Raw genomic sequence first — 19386 nt, forward strand, 5'->3', positions numbered from 1 at the left:
CTGGTGCTGGTGAAGCAGATCCCGTTGTACTCCACCTGCGAGCACCACCTGGTGGCATTCCACGGCGTGGCCCATTCTGCGACCACCACCGAGCGACTGTTCGATCAACCCCGCGCCGAGGCAGCGATCCGTGAGCTGTTGATCGCCGTCGGTGAGGATCCCGACCGGCACGGCCTCGAGGCCACACCGGCTCGCGTCGCTCGCGCTTACAAGGAGATGTTCGCCGGGCTGTACACCGACCCGGATAGCGTGCTGGACACCACATTCGACGAACAGCACGACGAACTGGTGCTGGTGAAGCAGATCCCGTTGTACTCCACCTGCGAGCACCACCTGGTGGCATTCCACGGCGTGGCCCATGTCGGCTACATCCCCGGTGAGGATGGCCGGGTGACCGGACTGTCGAAGATCGCTCGGCTGGTCGACCTGTACGCCAAGCGGCCGCAGGTGCAGGAACGTCTGACCGCTCAGATCGCCGACGCGGTCATGCGCAAGCTCGAGCCTCGCGGGGTGATCGTGGTCGTCGAATGCGAGCATTTGTGCATGTCGATGCGCGGGGTGCGTAAACCCGGAGCAGTCACCACGACCTCTGCGGTGCGGGGACAATTCAAGACCGACAAGGCATCCCGGTCCGAGGCGCTGGAACTGATCCTGCGGAAGTGAGCCCAACGAACGTGCGGGTCATGGGGGTCGTAAACGTCACCGACGACTCCTTCTCCGACGGAGGACTGTTCCGCGACCGCGACCGGGCCGTCGAACATGGGCTCGCGCTTGCCGCCGAGGGCGCCGCCATCATCGACGTCGGCGGCGAGTCGACCCGCCCCGGCGCCGCCCGCGTCGATCCCGCCGTCGAGTCGGCGCGCGTGCTTCCGGTTGTCAAAGAGCTTGCGGGCCACGGTCTTACCGTGAGCATCGACACCATGCACGCCGGCGTCGCGCGGGCCGCGCTCGAGAACGGCGCGCAGATCGTCAACGACGTGTCCGGCGGGCGGGCCGACGCGAACATGGCCGGGGTGGTCGCAGACGCGAAAGTCCCCTGGGTGCTGATGCATTGGCGTTCGGTGAGCGCAGAACGTCCGCATGAGGTGCCACCGTACGACGATGTGGTGGCCGAGGTGCGCGACGAGCTGCTCGCCGCGGTGGACGCCGCCACGAACGCGGGCGTCGATCCGGCCAACCTCATCATCGATCCAGGGCTCGGTTTCGCGAAGACCGGCGAACACAATTGGGCGCTGCTGCGCGCCCTACCCGAACTCGTCGACACCGGGATCCCGGTTCTGATTGGAGCGTCTCGAAAGCGTTTCCTCGGAACGCTTCTCGCCGGCTCCGACGGACTTCCGCGACCGCCGGACGGCCGCGAAACCGCTACTGCGGTGATCTCCGCACTTGCCGCCCTGCACGGTGCGTGGGGAGTCCGCGTGCACGACGTACGCGCCTCGGTCGACGCGCTGAAGGTCGTCGAGGCCTGGGGTGGGAGACAGGGACGCGATGACTGACCGAATCGAGTTGCGCGGCTTGACCGTTCGCGGCAACCATGGCGTGTTCGATCATGAGCGGCGTGACGGGCAGGACTTCGTCGTCGACATCACCGTGTGGATAGACCTCGCCGCTGCCGCCGCCAGCGACGACCTCGCCGACACCGTCGACTACGGCGCACTGGCAAAGCGCGCCGCCGCCATCATCGAGGGCCCGCCCCGCAACCTGATCGAGACCGTCGCCGGCGAGATCGCCGAGGACGTGATGACCGACGAACGGGTGCACGCCGTCGAAGTCGTGGTGCACAAGCCCAAAGCCCCGATCCCGCAGCAGTTCGCCGACGTCGCAGTGACGGCCCGGCGGTCCCGTCGGGGAACCCAGCGTTGACTTTCGCGGACGTGAGGAGCACCGATTGACTTCTGTCGTGCTGTCGATCGGCTCAAACCTCGGCGACCGGCTGGCGCACCTGCGATCGGTCGTCGACGGCCTCGGCGCCGCGGTGCGTGCGGTCTCGCCCGTCTATGAAACCGACGCGTGGGGCGGAGTCAAGCAGGGGCCCTTCCTCAACGCGGTGGTGACCGCGGATGACCTGCGCCTTGATGCGCACGGTTGGCTGCGGCGCGCGCACGAGTTCGAAGACGCCGCCGGCCGAGTGCGCGAGCAGCACTGGGGCCCCCGCACCCTCGATGTGGACCTCATCACCTGTCATGACGGTCCGACCGAGGTGGTGCTGCGCGAACCGGCCCTGACGCTGCCGCATCCCTACGCCCACCTGCGCGCCTTCGTGCTCGTCCCGTGGTTGGACGTCGACCCGGACGCGGCGCTGACACTGGGCCACGAAACCCGACCCGTCGTGAAACTGCTCGCCGACCTCGATGCGGCCGAGCGCGACGGCGTCCGCCGCACCGACCTGGCGATGACCTGATGGGCCCGACCCGCAAGCGTGACCTCACGGCCGCAACGGTCATCGCGGCCGTCCTCGGCTACCTGCTGGTGACGATCCTCTACCGGTGGTTCCCCCCGATCACGGTGTGGACCGGCCTATCGCTGTTGGCCGTGGCGATCGCAGAAGGGGGCTGGGCCTTTTACGTTCGATCGAAGATCAACGACGGGCAGATCGGCGACGGACCGGGTTGGCTTCATCCGCTGGTGGTGGCCCGGTCGGTGACGATCGCGAAGGCCTCGGCGTGGGTCGGCGCGCTGGTGCTCGGATGGTGGGCCGGGGTGTTGATCTACCTGATGCCGCGACGTGAATCGCTGCGTGTCGCAGGCGAAGACACGACGGGGGCGGCGGTGGCCGCGGTGAGCGCGGCAGCCCTGGTGATCGCCGCGCTATGGCTTCAACATTGCTGCAAGTCCCCACAGGAGCCGCCGGAAAACGGCGAAGGAGTCACGGAGTAGCCGGACGACAATAGCCGCTTGCGAATCGCCGTCATGCACGACACGCGCAGTGACCTGTGACAGGTACAGTCGCCCCATGACCGTTCTGTCCCGTGGGCCCCGGCCGCGGCGCAGCGGTCGGCGGCCGGGCTGGGTCTTGCTGACGATGTTGCTGGTCTTAGCAATCTTGGCGAGTTCGGCGCTAGTGTTCACCAACCGGGTGGAATTGCTCAAGCTGGCGGTCATCCTGGCGTTGTGGGCAGCGGTGGTCGCCGCCTTCGTGTCGGTCATCTATCGGCGCCAGAGCGATATCGACGCGGCCAAGGCCCGAGACCTCAAGCTCGTCTACGACCTGCAGCTGGACCGCGAGATCTCCGCGCGACGCGAGTACGAGTTAACGGTCGAATCGGAACTGCGCCGCGAGCTCGCCAGCGAGATACGCGCGCAGGCAGCCGACGAGGTGGCCGCGCTGCGCGCCGAGCTCGCCGCTTTGCGGGCCAACCTCGAGTACATCTTCGACACCGACCTCAGCGACCGGCCCGCCATCGAAACCGAGCACGGGTTGGCGCGTCCCGGCCGGGTCACCAGCAGCAGGCTCGATACCGACGACAGCCCCACCGATCGGACCGAAGAGAACCCGATCATCGATGTTTCTGCCGAACCCCACGCGCCGGAACACGAATGGACGTCGAGTTCGTTGTTCGGCGGATCTCATCGCAGGACATCAGACACCGAACCGTCTGCCGACGACCGGTTGGCATGGACGGCTGAACAACGCGCCGCCGATCATCGCGCGGCCGAGGAGCGGGCCGCCGCCGAGCAGCGCGCAGCAGCCGAAGCCCGGGCCACCGAGCAGCGGGCCGCGGCCGAACGGCGCGCCGCAGAACAACGGGCCGCCGAAGAGCGCGCCGCCGAAGAGCGACGCCTGGCCGAGCAGCGTGCCGCCCAGGATCGCGCCATCGCCGAGCAGCGCGAGGCCGCTCAGCGCGCCGCTCAGGAGGAAGCTGCCCGACCGGCCTGGACGCCCACTGCAGCACAGAACGGCTCCCTCGGCGAGTACGTGGGGAGGCGCCGCGCGCCTGAGCCCGAGACGCCGCCGCCGCGAGGACGCCACTACGCGCCGGCAGATGCCGGTGATCCGGGGCATCCGGACGCGTCCACGCCGGAGACCTTCGCCACACCCCCGACACCCGAACCACCGGCCGCGCCGCCGGCTCCCGAGCCGGACGCTGCGGCCTCGACCAGCAACGCCCCACGTCACCGCGGCGCCGACGACCCCGATTCGGGCGGCGGCTACTCGGTTGCGGAGCTGCTGGCCAGGTTCGAGGTCGGTTCGCGCGGCGGTGGTCGGCGCCGGCGCCGCGAAGATTGAGCTAATCTCGATGCGACCGTCCGGTACCCGCGACGCAGGACCGGAACGAAATATACCTTCTGCGAGGCTCGCTGCAATGGAGCAGTCCCTTTGGGCTCCCCACGACGGACCCATGCGTCCGGCCCGGCTGTCGGTCGGCATCGTCTCGGCCGGCCGGGTCGGGACCGCGCTAGGCGTGGCACTCGAGCGGGCCGGTCATGTGGTGGTGGCGTGCAGCGCGATATCGCGGGCCTCGCGTCAGCGGGCCGAGCGCCGTCTGCCCGACACCACCGTGCTGCCCGTCGACGAGGTCGCCGGCCGCGCCGAACTGCTGCTGCTCGCCGTTCCCGACGCCGAATTGGCGTCGGTGGTGTCCGGTCTGGCGGCCACCGACTCCGTGCGCCCGGGCACCATCGTTGCGCACACCTCCGGTGCCAACGGCGTCGCGGTGCTGAGCCCATTGACCGAAAAGGGTTGCATGCCGCTGGCCATCCACCCGGCGATGACGTTCACCGGGGCCGACGAGGACATCGCCCGCCTGCCCGACACGTGTTTCGGTATCACCGCCGCAGACGACATCGGTTACGCCATCGCGCAGTCGCTGGTGCTCGAGATCGGCGGTGAACCGTTCCGCGTCCGCGAAGACGCCCGCACGCTGTACCACGCGGCGCTCGCCCATGCCAGCAATCACGTTGTCACCGTTGTGCTCGACGCTGTCGAGGCGCTGCGCGCCGCGCTGAGTGGTCAAGAGCTGCTGGGCCAGGAGCTCGTCGGCGACGATCCGGGTGGCATCGCCGAGCGCGTGGTCGGTCCGCTGGCGCGGGCATCGTTGGTGAACGCGCTTCAGCGTGGCCAGGCGGCATTGACGGGCCCCGTCGCCCGCGGTGACGCCGCCGCCGTCGGCCATCACCTGGACGCGCTCGCCGAGGTGGATTCCGCACTGGCGCAGGCATATCGGGCGAACTCGTTGCGTACCGCGCAACGAGCCCACGCTCCCGACGACGTGTTCACCGTGCTCGAGGAGGCGGGGTAGAGGTGACCGTCCGCAAGCCGCCGAAGTTCGCCGCCAGGGAGCTGAACGTCTACCGGTCACCGCGCGAGGTCTCCGATGTCACCCGCGCGCTGCGGCAGACCGGGCGGCGGGTGATGCTGGTGCCGACCATGGGCGCGCTGCACGACGGGCACCTCGCCCTGGTGCGGTCCGCCAAACGCGTTCAGGGCGCGGTCGTCGTGGTGTCGATCTTCGTGAACCCGTTGCAGTTCGGCGCGAACGAAGACCTCGACAAGTACCCGAAGACACTCGAGGCTGATCTTGCTCTGCTGCGCGCGGAGGGTGTCGAGATCGCGTTCACCCCCACAGCGGCCGACATGTACCCCGACGGTCCACGCACGTCGGTGCATCCTGGCCCGCTGGGCGCGGAACTCGAAGGTAGCTCGCGGCCAACGCATTTCGCGGGTGTGCTGACCGTCGTCCTCAAGCTCCTGCAGATCGTCGGGCCCGATAGCGCATTCTTCGGGGAGAAGGACTACCAGCAGTTGGCCCTGATCCGGCAGATGGTCGCAGACCTCAACATCGACACGAAGATCGTCGGCGTGCCCATCGTGCGCGAACCCGACGGGCTGGCGTTGTCGTCACGCAACCGCTATCTCACCGACGTCGAACGCGAACAGGCGGGCGCGTTGTCGGCCGCGCTGCTGGCCGGCATGTACGCGGCGGGGGAGGGCGCCGCAAGCGCCGTCGATGCGGCCCGCGCCGTTCTCGACGAAGTGCCGGCTATTGATGTCGACTACCTCGAGGTGCGGGATCCGATGCTCGGACCTGCCCCGCTGCTGGGCGCCGGCCGATTGCTCGTCGCGGCCCGTCTCGGCACCACCAGACTGCTCGACAACATCGCCATCGACATCGGGACGCCGTCTGGGCCCGGCCCGCATGTTCCCTACGACGAACACGAATTGCCCTGGAGGAATTAATGTTACGAACCATGCTTACGTCGAAGATCCACCGCGCGACGGTGACGCAGGCGGACCTGCACTACGTCGGATCGGTGACGATCGACGAGGATCTGATGGACGCCGCTGGCCTACTGGAAGGCGAACAGGTGACCATCGTCGACATCGACAACGGGGCCCGGCTGGTCACCTACGCCATCACCGGCGAGCGCGGCAGCGGCGTGATCGGGATCAACGGCGCTGCAGCACATCTCGTGCACCCCGGTGACCTGGTGATCCTGATCAGCTATGGGATGATGGACGACGCCGAGGCGCGGGAGTACAAGCCCCGCATCGTGTTCGTCGACGCCAACAACAAGCCGATTGACCTCGGTCACGACCCTGCGCACGTGCCGGCCGACGCGGCCGATCTGGTATCGCCGCGGTAATCGTGCTGCTCGCAATCGATGTTCGCAACACACACACCGTGGTCGGCCTGATCACGGGATCGGGTGAGCATGCAAAGGTCGCCCACCACTGGCGGATCCGCACCGAAACCGAGGTGACGTCCGACGAGCTCGCACTGACGATCGACGGGCTGATCGGTGACGACTCCGAACGCCTGACGGGTGCGGCCGGGCTTTCGACCGTACCGTCGGTGCTGCACGAGGTGCGCGAGATGCTCGACCAGTACTGGCCGTCGGTGCCGCACGTACTGATCGAACCCGGGGTACGCACTGGTATACCGCTGCTGGTCGACAACCCGAAAGAGGTCGGCGCCGACCGGATCGTCAATTGCCTTGCGGCGTTTCACAAATACGGCACGGCGGCGATCGTCGTCGACTTCGGGTCATCCATCTGTGTCGACGTGGTATCTGCCAAGGGGGAGTTCCTCGGCGGCGCGATCGCGCCCGGCGTCCAGGTGTCGTCCGATGCCGCGGCCGCACGGTCGGCCGCGCTGCGCCGCGTCGAGCTGACCCGGCCCCGATCGGTGATCGGCAAGAACACCGTCGAATGCATGCAGGCCGGCGCCGTGTTCGGTTTCGCAGGCCTGGTCGACGGTCTGGTGTCGCGGATCCGCGAGGACATCGACGGGTTCGGCGGCGACGACGTGGCCGTGGTCGCTACCGGGCACACTGCGCCGATGCTCCTGCCCGATCTGCGCACCGTGGCCGACTACGACCGTCACCTGACGCTCGACGGCCTGCGACTGGTCTTCGAACGCAATCGCGACAGCCAGCGTGGACGGCTCAAGCAGGCCCGCTGATCGCTTAGACGGCCACGGCGCCTGCTCGCCAGGGCGCAGTCAGAAGAACGTGCGGATCAGGTCGACGACACGGTCGGTGTCATCGAGGACCGGGATCATCCGCCACTTGTCGAACGTCGTGCAAGGATGCGAGATCCCGAACCGCAGCCAACCGCCCACCTCGACGGCGGGTTGGTCGTCCGGCCCCACCCGCAGGAACGCGTGCTGATCATTGAGCCTTGTCACCGCGCTGTCGGTCAGCGTGAGCGGCAACGGCAGGTCCTGGTCGAACGACACGTCGCGCCGGCCCATCGTCAGCAGTGCCAGACCCGGTTCGGGGCGCGATGTCACCTGTGCCCACACTTCGAGAGCCGGCCGCAGTTCGTCGCGCAGCGGCGACGTGCTGGCATACAGCCCGTGGTCGTGGGTCAGGTAGCAGCCGCTGCGGACGATGGTGCGCACGGTGCGGCCGCCGACCGATCCGATCGCGAGCACGTCGGCTACGGTGTCGAAATACGTACTGCCGCCGGCGGTGACGACGGCTGTCTCGGTCTCGAAGACATCGGCCAGTCGTTCGACGGCAGACCGCATCTCCGACAGGTACGCCCTGACGCGCCTGTGGCCTTCGGCCGTGACGACGTGACCCAGCGCCGCCTCATAGCCGGCGACACCGACCAGCCGCAGCGCCGGGCAATCCGCGGCGGCGCGAGCCACCGCGGCGGCGCTGGCCGCGTCGCGGCAGCCCGTTCGCCCGCCGGCCAGGCCGATCTCCACACAGACGTCGACCGGCCGGCCCGCGGCCGCCAGGTGCCGGGCCATCAGCTGCACCCCGTCGACGGAATCGACCCAGCATGTGACCGCGAAGTCGGGGTCACGGGCCGTTTCTGCGGCCACCCACCGCAGCGCCGCGGCGTCCACCAGCTCGTTGGCGACTATGAAATCGCGCACACCGAAGGCGCGGTACACCCATGCCTGGCCGATCGTCGCGACGGTTACCGCGCATGCGCCCGACGAGAATTGCCGCGCCAACAACTGCGGTGACATATGCGTCTTGCCGTGCGGCGCGAGCTCCACTCCCCGGTCGCGGCACCACCGCGCCATCGTTGTGAGGTTGTGCGACAAGGCTTCGGCTCGAAGAACGCACACCGGGCCGGCCACATCGCCGACGTCGAGCACCGGAGCGGAAGCGCGGATCTGTGCGGGGCTGGCCCCCCACCATGAAGCGGGCAGCCCCTTGAACCGCCAGTCGAGCGGCTCGTCTGCCAGGGCGGCGAGGCCCGCTGCGTCGATCGCTCGGGTCATTTGTTCATTTAAGCTGGCAGGTCGTGACATCACCTGAGCAGCCCAATAACGACGCGGCAGACATCCCCGAACAATTTCGGATCCGTCAAGGCAAGCGGGAGCGGTTGCTCGCCGAGGGTCGCGAGCCCTATCCAGTGGAGGTCGAGCGCACCCACACGCTGGCAGAGATCCGCGCCGCCTATCCCGATCTTCCCATCGACACCGCGACCGGCGAAGTCGTGGCGGTCGCCGGCCGGGTCGTCTTCGCGCGTAACTCCGGCAAGCTGTGCTTCGCCACCCTCCAGGAGGGTGACGGCACCCAGCTGCAGGCGATGATCAGCCTGGCCAAGGTCGGACAGGAATCGCTGGACCGATGGAAGTCGGATGTCGACCTCGGCGACATCATCTCCGTCCACGGCGAGGTGATCAGTTCACGTCGCGGCGAATTGTCTGTGCTTGCCGACTCCTGGCAAATAATCTCCAAAGCGCTTAGACCGCTGCCCGTGGCTCATAAGGAAATGAGCGAGGAGTCGCGCGTGCGGCAGCGTTACGTCGATCTGATCGTCCGCCCCGAGGCCAGAACGATCGCTCGGCAACGCGTTGCGGTCGTGCGCGCCGTGCGCTCGGCGCTGGAGCGGCGCGGTTTTCTCGAGGTCGAGACGCCCATGCTGCAGACGCTGGCCGGCGGCGCCGCCGCTCGCCCATTCGTCACCCATTCCAACGCGCTGGACGCCGACCTCTACCTCCGCATCGCGCCGGAACTGTTCTTGAAGCGATGCTTGGTCGGTGGATTGGAGAAGGTTTTCGAACTGAATCGGGTGTTCCGAAACGAAGGCGCGGATTCCACACATTCACCGGAATTTGCAATGTTGGAGACATACGAGGCCTACGGCACCTACGACGATTCCGCTGTGATGACACGAGAACTTATACAAGAGGTCGCCGATGAGGCGATTGGAACCCGAGCCGTGCCATTGCCTGATGGCACAAGCTACGACCTCGACGGCGAATGGGCGGCCATACAAATGTATCCGTCGTTGTCGGAAGCACTCGGTGAAGAAGTGACCCCGCACACCTCGGTAGAGCGGTTATGGGAGTTCGCCGACAGGCTAGGTGTCGAGATTCCCCGAGACCGCGGATACGGCCACGGCAAGCTGGTAGAGGAACTGTGGGAACACACCGTGGGAAACTCCCTTTCGGCCCCCACATTTGTTCGTGACTTTCCCGTCGAGACCACCCCGCTTACCCGTGCTCACCGCAGCATTCCCGGTGTCACGGAGAAGTGGGACCTGTACGTGCGCGGTATCGAGCTCGCTACGGGATATTCGGAGCTAATTGATCCGGTGATCCAGCGGGAAAGGTTCGCTGCTCAAGCCCGCGCCGCCGCGGCAGGAGACGACGAGGCAATGGTGCTGGACGAGGATTTCCTCACCGCTCTTGAGTACGGTATGCCACCGACAACTGGCACTGGAATGGGCATCGACAGGTTGTTGATGGCGCTGACCGGACTGTCAATTCGGGAGACCGTTTTGTTTCCGATTGTTCGTCGACAGACCCACTGACTGCCCTCATCCTCAACGCTGTTGAATGACCTGTCTTTATGTGGCAGATTGGTGCTCGGTTCAACAATGAGCTGGGCATCTTGTGCTCATCATGAAGGGCGTGTGTGAAGAAATGGCCAAGAAAGTGACCGTCACCCTGGTCGACGATTTTGACGGTGAAGGCTCCGCCGATGAAACCGTCGAATTCGGCCTCGACGGTGTGAGCTATGAGATCGATCTTTCTTCGAAGAATGCCGCGAAACTGCGCAACGATCTCAAGCAGTGGGTCGACGCCGGGCGTCGGGTCGGCGGCCGCAGGCGCGGGCGTTCGGCCGCGTCGGGCAGGGGCCGCGCTGCGATCGACCGGGAGCAGAGCGCAGCGATCCGTGAGTGGGCAAGGCGCAACGGTCACAGCGTGTCTACGCGCGGCCGTATCCCTGCCGACGTCATCGACGCTTTTCACGCTGCCACCTGAAATTGGCAACGAAATCCGCCGTTGCCAAAGCACGATCCCGGCCGGGCCGGGATCGTGCTTTCGCTAGTGGCGAACTATCCGCGCCGGGTCGAAGGAAACGATTTGTTCCACCAGCGCGTTGCTGACCTACGGAGCCCGGGTACATGGGGATACGGCATACCGCCAAGCAGGGCACCGGGGACGGCCGCCCATTAGAGTGGGTGGCAGGTACGCCGTGCGGTGTACGGCCGCATTACGTACCGACCAATTTATGGAGAGCAGGTAACCACCGATGTTTGAGAGATTTACCGACCGCGCCCGCAGGGTCGTCGTCCTGGCTCAGGAAGAAGCCCGGATGCTCAACCACAACTACATCGGCACCGAGCACATCCTGTTGGGACTTATTCACGAGGGTGAGGGCGTGGCCGCCAAGTCGCTGGAGTCACTGGGCATCTCGCTGGAAGGCGTGCGCAGCCAGGTCGAGGAGATCATCGGCCAAGGCCAGCAGGCCCCGTCCGGCCACATCCCGTTCACCCCGCGTGCCAAGAAGGTTCTCGAGCTGAGCCTTCGCGAGGCGCTGCAACTCGGCCACAACTACATCGGTACCGAGCACATCCTGCTCGGCCTGATCCGCGAGGGTGAAGGCGTGGCCGCCCAGGTTCTGGTCAAGCTGGGCGCCGAGCTGACCCGCGTGCGTCAGCAGGTCATCCAGCTGCTGAGCGGCTACCAGGGCAAGGAAACGGCCGAGGCAGGCACCGGAGGCCGCGGCGGCGAGGCGGGCAACCCGTCGACGTCGCTGGTTCTCGACCAGTTCGGCCGCAACCTGACCGCCGCCGCGATGGAGGGCAAGCTCGACCCCGTCATCGGCCGCGAGAAGGAAATCGAGCGGGTCATGCAGGTTCTCTCGAGGCGCACCAAGAACAACCCGGTGCTGATCGGCGAGCCCGGTGTCGGCAAGACCGCCGTCGTCGAGGGCCTGGCGCAGGCCATCGTCCACGGCGAGGTGCCCGAGACGCTGAAGGACAAGCAGCTCTACACCCTCGACCTGGGTTCGCTGGTCGCGGGCAGCCGCTACCGCGGTGACTTCGAGGAGCGCCTGAAGAAGGTGCTCAAGGAGATCAACACCCGCGGCGACATCATCCTGTTCATCGACGAGCTGCACACGCTGGTCGGTGCCGGTGCCGCCGAGGGTGCCATCGATGCCGCGTCGATCCTGAAGCCGAAGCTGGCCCGTGGCGAGCTGCAGACTATCGGCGCCACCACTCTCGACGAGTACCGCAAGTACATCGAGAAGGACGCCGCGCTGGAGCGTCGCTTCCAGCCGGTGCAGGTGGGTGAGCCGACCGTCGAGCACACCATCGAGATCCTCAAGGGTCTGCGTGACCGCTACGAGGCACACCACCGCGTCTCGATTACCGACAGCGCGATGGTCGCGGCCGCGACACTGGCTGACCGCTACATCAACGACCGGTTCCTGCCGGACAAGGCGATCGACCTGATCGACGAGGCGGGGGCGCGGATGCGCATCCGCCGGATGACGGCGCCGCCAGACCTGCGCGAGTTCGACGAGAAGATCGCCGATGCGCGCCGGGAGAAGGAATCCGCGATCGATGCGCAGGACTTCGAGAAGGCCGCCGCGCTGCGGGACCGGGAGAAGCAACTGGTCGCCCAGCGCACCGAGCGTGAGAAGCAGTGGCGCTCAGGCGACCTTGACGTCGTGGCCGAGGTCGACGACGAGCAGATCGCCGAGGTGCTGGGCAACTGGACCGGCATCCCCGTGTTCAAGCTGACCGAGGAAGAGACCACTCGGCTGCTGCGCATGGAGGAGGAGCTGCACAAGCGGATCATCGGCCAGGAGGACGCCGTCAAGGCGGTCTCCAAGGCGATCCGCCGCACCCGTGCCGGCCTGAAGGACCCCAAGCGTCCGTCCGGCTCGTTCATCTTCGCCGGCCCGTCCGGTGTCGGTAAGACCGAGCTGTCCAAGGCGCTGGCCAACTTCCTGTTCGGCGAGGACGACGCGCTCATCCAGATCGACATGGGTGAGTTCCACGACCGCTTCACCGCCTCGCGGTTGTTCGGTGCCCCTCCGGGCTACGTCGGCTACGAGGAGGGTGGCCAGCTCACCGAGAAGGTGCGGCGCAAGCCGTTCTCGGTCGTGCTGTTCGACGAGATCGAGAAGGCCCACCAGGAGATCTACAACAGCCTCCTGCAGGTCCTCGAGGACGGCCGTCTGACCGACGGCCAGGGCCGCACGGTCGACTTCAAGAACACCGTGTTGATCTTCACCTCGAACCTGGGTACCTCCGACATCTCCAAGGCTGTCGGCCTCGGCTTCACCCAGGGCGGCGGGGAGAACAACTACGAGCGGATGAAGCAGAAGGTCAACGACGAGCTCAAGAAGCACTTCCGGCCTGAGTTCCTCAACCGCATCGACGACATCATCGTCTTCCACCAGCTGACTCGCGACGAGATCATCCGGATGGTCGACCTGATGATCAGCCGGGTGGAAAAGCAGCTGAAGGCCAAGGACATGGCTTTGGAGCTGACCGACAAGGCGAAGGCCCTGTTGGCCAAGCGCGGCTTCGACCCGGTGCTGGGCGCGCGCCCGCTGCGGCGCACCATCCAGCGCGAGATCGAGGACCAGCTGTCGGAGAAGATCCTCTTCGAGGAGGTCGGTCCCGGCCAGCTCGTCACCGTCGACGTCGACAATTGGGACGGCGAAGGCTCCGGCGAGGATGCGGTGTTTACCTTCAAGGGCACCAAGAAGCCGGCTGCGGTCGCAGAGCCGGACCTCGCCCAAGCCGGTGCCGCGGGCGCAGCAGCCGCCGAATAAGCGACACAACGTCAGCCTGAGACTGCCGTCGCGCGTATATGTACGTCGCGACGCTCTCAGGCTGACTTTGTGTTTAGGATGTGCGATGTAATCAGGCGGGCGAAGGAATCTGGTGAGAATCCAGAACGGTCGCGCCACTGTGACAGTCAGACCCGGCAGCCGCCGTCGACCTTCTAACTGGGACGCGAAATCCCGGAGAGGAAATACCCATGACGTCTCCAGAGGCACGCAAGAGCGCAGCGCCCGCCCTCGACATCTCGGCGGCAAAGGCGGTCGTCTGGCTGTCGGCGACAGCGTTCCTTGCCCTGCTGGTGCTCTACTTCGTCGGCCTGGATCAGGGCGCGACGTCGGTGTTCGGCGGCAACACCTCGGTGCACGAGTTCATGCACGACGCACGTCATCTGCTCGGCTTCCCCTGCCACTAGTTCCGCCGTCGCATGGAAAAACGAATAATCGGGCGCGGCCTGCTGGCCGGCGCAATCGCGAGCGTCGCGGCATTCGTCTTCGCACGCACCTTCGTCGAACCGGTGATCGAACAGGCGATCGCGTTCGAGGAACTACAGGCGGGCGGCCACGATCACGGGGCTGAGCTTTTTACCCGCGGGGTGCAGGCCAACATCGGCATGGGTTTCGGCGTACTTGCGTTCGGCGTTGCGATGGGCGCGCTGTTGGCGGTCGTCTTCTGCGTGGCCTACGGCCGGGTGGGGCATTCGTCACCGCGGCTGCTGTCCGTGCTGCTCGCGGGCGGAATGTTCCTATCGCTCTACGTGGTTCCGTTCCTGAAATACCCCGCGAGCCCGCCCGCGGTGAGCCTCGAGGAGACGATCCGGCAGCGCACCCTGCTGTACCTGCTGGCGGTGGTGGCATCGGCGGTGCTACTCGTCGCGGCGGTCTCGCTGGGTCGCCGCTTGCTCGAGCGCTTCGGCGCTTGGAGCGCGACGCTGATCGCGGCGGCGGCTTATGTGGCCGTCCTCGCGGTCGTGATGGCGGCGCTGCCGACCATCGACGAGACACCGCAGGGTTTCCCCGCCGACGTGCTCTACGAGTTCCGGCTGTACTCGCTGGGCACCCAGGCCGTCCTGTGGACGATCATCGCGGTGGTGTTCGGCTCGACGGTGCACGGGCTGCTCGGTGAGCGGCAGCGCGAGAAGAGTTACCTCGCCGCGTGAGTGAAGTCGTCCGGCTGACGCTGGTATCGCATGCCATGACCGACGCGATGTCGGCCGGCCGGTTTCCCACCGACGAACCGCTGAACTCGGTCGGGCACCGCCAGGTGGACGCCTCGGTGGAGCTCGGCATCACCGACAGCGCGTTCTGCGGGCCGGAGAAGCGCACCAGGCAGACTGCGGAACTGCTTGGCCTGCAAGCTGATATCGATAACAGGCTGGCCGACCTGGACTGCGGCCGGTGGCGCGGCGATGTTCTCGGCGGCGTCCGGCCTGCCGACCTCGCCGTCTGGCTGACCGACCCGGCCAGGGCACCGCACGGCGGCGAGTCGATCGTCGACCTGGTCGACCGGGTGCGCGACTGGATGGACACGCTCACCGCACACCGCGGCCGGCTGGTCGCCGTCACGCACCCCGCGGTGGTCCGCGCAGCGATCCTGGTCGCGCTCGACGCGCCCGTAAAGTCCTTCTGGCGGATAGACGTTGCACCCGTCAGCCTGACCGTCATGCACTTTCGCGGCCACGCATGGAATGTGCGCTGCCGCAAGTGAATCAGGCGACGGGTATCAAGTCGAACGTCTGATGCACGATCGACAACAGCCAGCCCGCCGCGGTCTGACTGCGGAACTTCGGCCAGTTCAACTGGAAACTGACCACATACGGTTGCCCGGTCCGGTCGACGGCGTACCAGCTGAAAGTCAAGTCGCCCGGCAGGTTTCCGCCCTTGGCGCCGATGTAGGGCCACTTGGCGCGGTCCAGGTCGATGCCAGGGATCGCCGACAGAATCTGCTTCACCGGAGCCGCCGGGCCGACCGCTGAGGCCTGAAGCGCGGCATGCACGCGGCAGATGTCAGCAGCCGAGCCGTACCACTCCGCCCCGATGTCAGAGGCCGGCGTGTGGGTACGCTCAGGATCGGGATCATACGGCCGGGTGTCGGTCTCCTTGAACAACCGGGCGCGGCCTTCCTGCGACGACGACGCCTCCTGCCACTGCTCACGCAGATTCGGTCTGCCCCATCCGATCGAGAACAGCTCGTGCGTGGTCGGGAACGGCGTCATGCTCGTGGGGTCGTGATGTCCGGCGGCCGCCAGCGCCCGCTCGACGGCACCGGGACCGAGCCGGTTGATCAACAGGTCGGTGGCCATGTTGTCGCTGGCGGAGATCATCTGCTGGGCGGCCGTGCGCACCGACACGGTGGTGCCGTCGGGAACCTTGTCCAGGCCCGCCGCGCCGACGGCTTTGCCCTCCTTGGTGACCTTGAGCTGATCGTCCCAGCTGACCGAGCCGTCCTTGACGGCGTTCGAAACCGCCAGCAGCACATAGAGTTTGAAGATCGACGCCAACGGCAACGACAGATCGGTGTTCGTGCCCGCAACCAGGGAGCAGCGGCCGCTGTTCACACTCGATACCGCATAGGAGTACTTCGCACCGGTCTTGGCGATCTCGGTATCGATGTCCTGCCACGATTTGATGACCGGCGGCACCAGCTTCACATCGAACCGGTCCACCAGGCCGGCGTCGTTGGTGCGCAGCTCGATGGTCTGGGGCACCTGGTAGGACGTCAGCACGTGAAGGGTGGCGTGCCTGGCGCCGACGTCCAGATCGGTGAGCGTGAACGGGCGGTCCCACCAGATCTTGTCCATGGTGACGCCGACGTCGTCCATGATCGGCGGCGCGGCCAGCGTGCGGATCCCGTTGGGCCCGATAGGCCAGTCCGAGTTCAGCATGTCCAAGATCTGCTTCGCGCGCAGACCCTGCGGAGTATTCGTGTCGATGCGGATGCTCTGTGCGGCCCCGGCAGGTCCGGTCGGCCCGGCATCGGCGCAACCGCAAGCCAGGGCGGTGATCAGCGTGACGACGACCGACAGTGCGATCGCGCAGCGGCGCGCCCTGCTCGCGTCAGCCCTTGGCGTCGGTCCCTGCAACGTCCAGTACAACCTCGAACTCGAGCAGCGACGCCCCGGTGGCAACCGGATTGGCCCGTTGACCGGCATGCGCCTCGATGGCCGGGCCCTGTGCCCAGGCCTGGAACGCCTCCTCGGACTCCCACTGCGTGACCACGAAATAGCGATCCTCGCCCTTGACGGGCCGCAGCAGCTGGAAGCCGAGGAAGCCGGGCTGGTTGTCGACGGCGTGGGCGCGGTGGGCGAACCGCTTCTCCAGCTCGGGGCCGGCGTCCGGCGGGACCTCGATTGCGTTGATCTTCACCACAGGGTTCTGGCTGGGCATGCGGTCAAGGCTACCGCCTGCGCGCAGGGCGTCCGACGCACCTAGGGTTCCCCCTATGCGGCGCCTCGACCGGTTCTTCGAACTGTCCGCGCGCGGATCGACGCTGACATCGGAGATCCGCGGCGGCGTGGTCACGTTCATCGCGATGGCCTACATCGTCGTGCTCAACCCGATCATCCTGTCGGACGCCAGGGACGTCGATGGCCACAGCCTCGACTTCGCGCAGATTTCGGCTGCGACGTCGCTCGCCGCCGGCGTCATGACGGTCCTATTCGGCCTGATCGCCCGGTTGCCGTTCGCCTTCGCTGCGGGTCTGGGCATCAACTCATTCCTCGCCACGACGGTCGTCGGCTCGGTCACCTGGCCCGAGGCGATGGGCCTGGTGGTGATCAACGGCGTCATCATCGTGGTGCTCGCGGCGACGGGCCTGCGCACGCTGATCTTCGACGCCGTGCCCATGCAGCTCAAGCTTGCGATCACCGCGGGCATCGGCGGTTTCATCCTGTTCATCGGCCTCGTCGATTCGGGCTTCATCGGCTCGACGGGCATGCCGTCACCCCCCGTGGGGCTTGGCGTGCATGGCGCCGGGTCCATCAGCACGGTCCCGACGCTGGTCTTCGTGGTCACGCTGCTGCTCACCTGCATCCTGGTCGCCCGCCGGGTGCGCGGCGCGATCTTTGTCGGCCTGCTGGCGGGGACCGTGCTCGCGGTCGTGATCGAGGCCGTCTGGCATCTCGGCTCGGCGACCGATCACCCCGGTGGATGGGGGCTGTCGGTGCCGACGATGTCGGGGTCGCCGTTCGCGATTCCCGACCTGTCGCTTGTCGGCGCGTTCAGCCTCAACAGCTTCGGCCGCATCGGCGTATTGGCCGCGGTCATGCTGGTGTTCACGCTCGTGTTCGCCAACTTCTTCGACGCGATGGGCACCTTCACCGGTCTGTCGCGTGAGGTGAACGTCGCCGACGACCGCGGCACGTTTCCGCGCCTCCGGTCGGCGCTCATCGTGGAAGGTGCCGGGGCGGTGGTCGGTGGCGCGACGTCGTCCTCGTCCAACACCGTCTTCCTCGAGTCGGCGGCCGGCATCCAGGAGGGCGCGCGCACCGGGTTGGCGAATCTGGTGACGGGCCTGCTGTTCTTCGCGGCGATGTTCGTGACGCCGCTCGCGTCGATCGTGCCCAACGAGGTCGCCGCCGCCGCACTGGTCGTCGTCGGCGTGATGATGTTCTCGCATCTGCGCGACGTTGACCTGTCGGAGTTCGCCGTCGCTGTGCCGGTCGTGCTGACCGTCGCGGTCATGCCGCTGTCCTATTCGATCGCCAACGGAATCGGCGTGGGGTTCATCGCCTGGGTCGTGGTGCAGTCGGCGGTAGGCAAATGGCGCGAGATCAGCCCGCTGCTTTGGATCGCAGCCGCAGGATTTCTGGTGTACTTCGGACGCGGTTGGCTCGAATCGATGATCGGCACGTAACCCGATGGGTCACGAATTCCTCACGCGCAGAGGAGGTCACGGTGTGACGATCGTGCTTGTGCACGGCCTCATGGGTCGCGGCAGCACGTGGTCACGCCAGCTGCCATGGCTGACCTCCTACGGCGAGGTGTACACCTACGACGCGCCGTGGCACCGCGGCCGCGAGGTCGCCGATCCGTACCCGATCTGCACGGAGCGGTTCGTCGACGACCTCGGTGACGCGGTGGCGTCGCTGGACGGGCCCGCTGTCCTCGTCGGCCATTCGATGGGCGGACTGCATTCATGGTGCCTTGCCGCATCGAAGCCCGAACTCGTGTCGGCCCTCGTCGTCGAAGACATGGCGCCGGATTTCCGCGGACGCACCACGGGTCCGTGGGAGCCGTGGTTGCACGCCCTGCCTGTCGAATTCACCTCACAGCAACAGGTTTACGACGAGTTCGGACCAGTAGCCGGGCGGTATTTCCTCGAGGCTTTCGACCGCACGCCGACCGGTTGGCGGCTGCACGGGCACACCACGATCTGGATTGACATCGCCGCGGAGTGGGGCACCCGTGACTACTGGGCGCAATGGCGCGAGGTCAGCGCGCCCGCCCTGCTCATCGAGGCGGGCAATTCGGTGACGCCGCAGGGGCAGATGCGGCAGATGAACGAAACCGGCCGCCGCGCAACGTATCTGCGCGTGCCCGACGCCGGTCATCTGGTCCACGACGAACGCCCGGACGTCTACCGGACGGCGGTCGAGTCGTTCCTATCGCCGCTCGCCGGTCGCCCCTGAAGCCGGCCAGAAGGGCTGCTTCTCGAAGCGGGTGCGGATCGCGTCGAGATCGTGAGCGACGCGGAACCCGTCGCGGTCATCGTCAGAGAGCCCGCGCACACCGCGGTCCCGGTGCGCGGCCCAGCTCAACAGCGCCGCCACGGCGAAGGGGGCGATCAGAATCAGAAAGGTCAACGCCGTACTCATGGCAGTAATGCTGCGCCCGCATACATCCCGCCAACAGTGGCAGCAGTGACACGTTACGCTAAAATACTGC

The 19386-nt window shown here is 66.8% G+C and carries 22 protein-coding genes; 18 read left to right on the plus strand and 4 right to left on the minus strand.

The genetic code is table 11. From position 1 onward, the window contains the following. The 10 genes from folE to A5651_RS01950 all read left to right on the plus strand — a co-directional run bounded on the left by folE (position 1) and on the right by A5651_RS01950 (position 7403). Positions 1-663, plus strand: coding sequence for a GTP cyclohydrolase I FolE (folE, locus tag A5651_RS01905; protein ID WP_369803900.1), 663 nt, complete (start codon positions 1-3; stop codon positions 661-663). 20 nt (positions 664-683) lie between these two features. Further along, positions 684-1496 carry a dihydropteroate synthase gene (folP, locus tag A5651_RS01910; RefSeq protein ID WP_066975000.1) on the plus strand — a complete coding sequence of 271 codons (813 nt, stop codon included), beginning with the start codon at positions 684-686 and terminating at the stop codon, positions 1494-1496. Continuing rightward, positions 1489-1863 (plus strand): dihydroneopterin aldolase, encoded by a 375-nt coding sequence (folB, locus tag A5651_RS01915; RefSeq protein WP_066975002.1) that lies wholly within the window; start codon positions 1489-1491, stop codon positions 1861-1863. Before folP ends, folB begins: the two co-directional genes overlap by 8 nt. Before the next feature lie 25 nt (positions 1864-1888). Beyond that, positions 1889-2401 (plus strand): 2-amino-4-hydroxy-6-hydroxymethyldihydropteridine diphosphokinase, encoded by a 513-nt coding sequence (gene folK / locus A5651_RS01920; protein WP_066975004.1) that lies wholly within the window; start codon positions 1889-1891, stop codon positions 2399-2401. Further along, positions 2401-2877: a DUF3180 domain-containing protein gene (locus A5651_RS01925; RefSeq protein ID WP_066975006.1), complete on the plus strand. Its 477-nt coding sequence runs from the start codon at positions 2401-2403 to the stop codon at positions 2875-2877. The genes folK and A5651_RS01925 overlap by 1 nt, the downstream gene beginning before the upstream one ends. Positions 2878-2953: 76 nt before the next feature. Continuing rightward, positions 2954-4228, plus strand: a complete 1275-nt coding sequence (locus A5651_RS01930) for a DUF6779 domain-containing protein (RefSeq protein ID WP_231988497.1) — start codon at positions 2954-2956, stop codon at positions 4226-4228. Between the two features lie 112 nt (positions 4229-4340). Further along, entirely contained in the window at positions 4341-5240 is a 900-nt protein-coding gene (locus A5651_RS01935; protein ID WP_369803901.1) for a Rossmann-like and DUF2520 domain-containing protein, read from the plus strand. Between the two features lie 2 nt (positions 5241-5242). Next, the gene (gene panC / locus A5651_RS01940) at positions 5243-6178 is read left to right on the plus strand and encodes a pantoate--beta-alanine ligase (protein ID WP_066975010.1); all 936 of its coding nucleotides are present in this window, start codon (positions 5243-5245) and stop codon (positions 6176-6178) included. Further along, positions 6178-6585 carry an aspartate 1-decarboxylase gene (panD, locus tag A5651_RS01945; protein ID WP_066975012.1) on the plus strand — a complete coding sequence of 136 codons (408 nt, stop codon included), beginning with the start codon at positions 6178-6180 and terminating at the stop codon, positions 6583-6585. The genes panC and panD overlap by 1 nt, the downstream gene beginning before the upstream one ends. A gap of 2 nt (positions 6586-6587) precedes the next feature. Next, a complete protein-coding gene (locus A5651_RS01950; RefSeq protein ID WP_066975014.1) occupies positions 6588-7403 on the plus strand; it encodes a type III pantothenate kinase in 816 nt (271 codons plus the stop codon). Positions 7404-7442: 39 nt separating this feature from the next. On the opposite strand, the gene A5651_RS01955 is transcribed toward A5651_RS01950, so the two are convergent. After that, on the minus strand, positions 7443-8684 hold the full coding sequence (locus A5651_RS01955) for an alanine racemase (protein ID WP_066975016.1): 1242 nt from the start codon (positions 8682-8684) through the stop codon (positions 7443-7445). Between the two features lie 23 nt (positions 8685-8707). Between A5651_RS01955 and lysS the strand changes: the two genes are divergently transcribed. From lysS to A5651_RS01985, 6 genes are all read left to right on the plus strand, one after another. Then, positions 8708-10225: a lysine--tRNA ligase gene (gene lysS, locus A5651_RS01960; RefSeq protein WP_066975018.1), complete on the plus strand. Its 1518-nt coding sequence runs from the start codon at positions 8708-8710 to the stop codon at positions 10223-10225. Positions 10226-10337: 112 nt separating this feature from the next. Next, the gene (lsr2, locus tag A5651_RS01965) at positions 10338-10679 is read left to right on the plus strand and encodes a histone-like nucleoid-structuring protein Lsr2 (protein ID WP_066975092.1); all 342 of its coding nucleotides are present in this window, start codon (positions 10338-10340) and stop codon (positions 10677-10679) included. Positions 10680-10950: 271 nt separating this feature from the next. After that, on the plus strand, positions 10951-13491 hold the full coding sequence (gene clpC1 / locus A5651_RS01970; RefSeq protein ID WP_066975020.1) for an ATP-dependent protease ATP-binding subunit ClpC: 2541 nt from the start codon (positions 10951-10953) through the stop codon (positions 13489-13491). Positions 13492-13700: 209 nt separating this feature from the next. Further along, complete coding sequence (locus tag A5651_RS01975; protein WP_066975022.1) at positions 13701-13916, plus strand: CbtB domain-containing protein; 216 nt, start codon at positions 13701-13703, stop codon at positions 13914-13916. Between the two features lie 12 nt (positions 13917-13928). Then, positions 13929-14660: a CbtA family protein gene (locus tag A5651_RS01980; RefSeq protein WP_066975024.1), complete on the plus strand. Its 732-nt coding sequence runs from the start codon at positions 13929-13931 to the stop codon at positions 14658-14660. Further along, complete coding sequence (locus A5651_RS01985; protein WP_066975026.1) at positions 14657-15208, plus strand: histidine phosphatase family protein; 552 nt, start codon at positions 14657-14659, stop codon at positions 15206-15208. The genes A5651_RS01980 and A5651_RS01985 overlap by 4 nt, the downstream gene beginning before the upstream one ends. Before the next feature lies 1 nt (position 15209). Here the strand turns inward: A5651_RS01985 and A5651_RS01990 are convergent, their stop codons facing one another. Further along, positions 15210-16583: a serine hydrolase gene (locus tag A5651_RS01990; protein ID WP_231988498.1), complete on the minus strand. Its 1374-nt coding sequence runs from the start codon at positions 16581-16583 to the stop codon at positions 15210-15212. After that, positions 16558-16887: a mycobilin-forming heme oxygenase MhuD gene (gene mhuD / locus A5651_RS01995; protein ID WP_066975029.1), complete on the minus strand. Its 330-nt coding sequence runs from the start codon at positions 16885-16887 to the stop codon at positions 16558-16560. Before mhuD ends, A5651_RS01990 begins: the two co-directional genes overlap by 26 nt. 55 nt (positions 16888-16942) lie before the next feature. On the opposite strand from mhuD, the gene A5651_RS02000 reads away from it, so the two are divergent. After that, positions 16943-18355 (plus strand): NCS2 family permease, encoded by a 1413-nt coding sequence (locus tag A5651_RS02000; RefSeq protein ID WP_066975031.1) that lies wholly within the window; start codon positions 16943-16945, stop codon positions 18353-18355. A 4-nt stretch (positions 18356-18359) separates the two neighbouring features. Next, complete coding sequence (locus tag A5651_RS02005; RefSeq protein WP_066975033.1) at positions 18360-19130, plus strand: alpha/beta fold hydrolase; 771 nt, start codon at positions 18360-18362, stop codon at positions 19128-19130. On the opposite strand, the gene A5651_RS02010 is transcribed toward A5651_RS02005, so the two are convergent. Continuing rightward, a complete protein-coding gene (locus tag A5651_RS02010) occupies positions 19104-19316 on the minus strand; it encodes a hypothetical protein (RefSeq protein WP_066975036.1) in 213 nt (70 codons plus the stop codon). The genes A5651_RS02005 and A5651_RS02010 overlap by 27 nt on opposite strands. Positions 19317-19386 lie beyond the last annotated feature (70 nt).

This window comes from Mycobacterium sp. 1274761.0, assembly GCF_001668615.1.
Taxonomy (GTDB): domain Bacteria; phylum Actinomycetota; class Actinomycetes; order Mycobacteriales; family Mycobacteriaceae; genus Mycobacterium.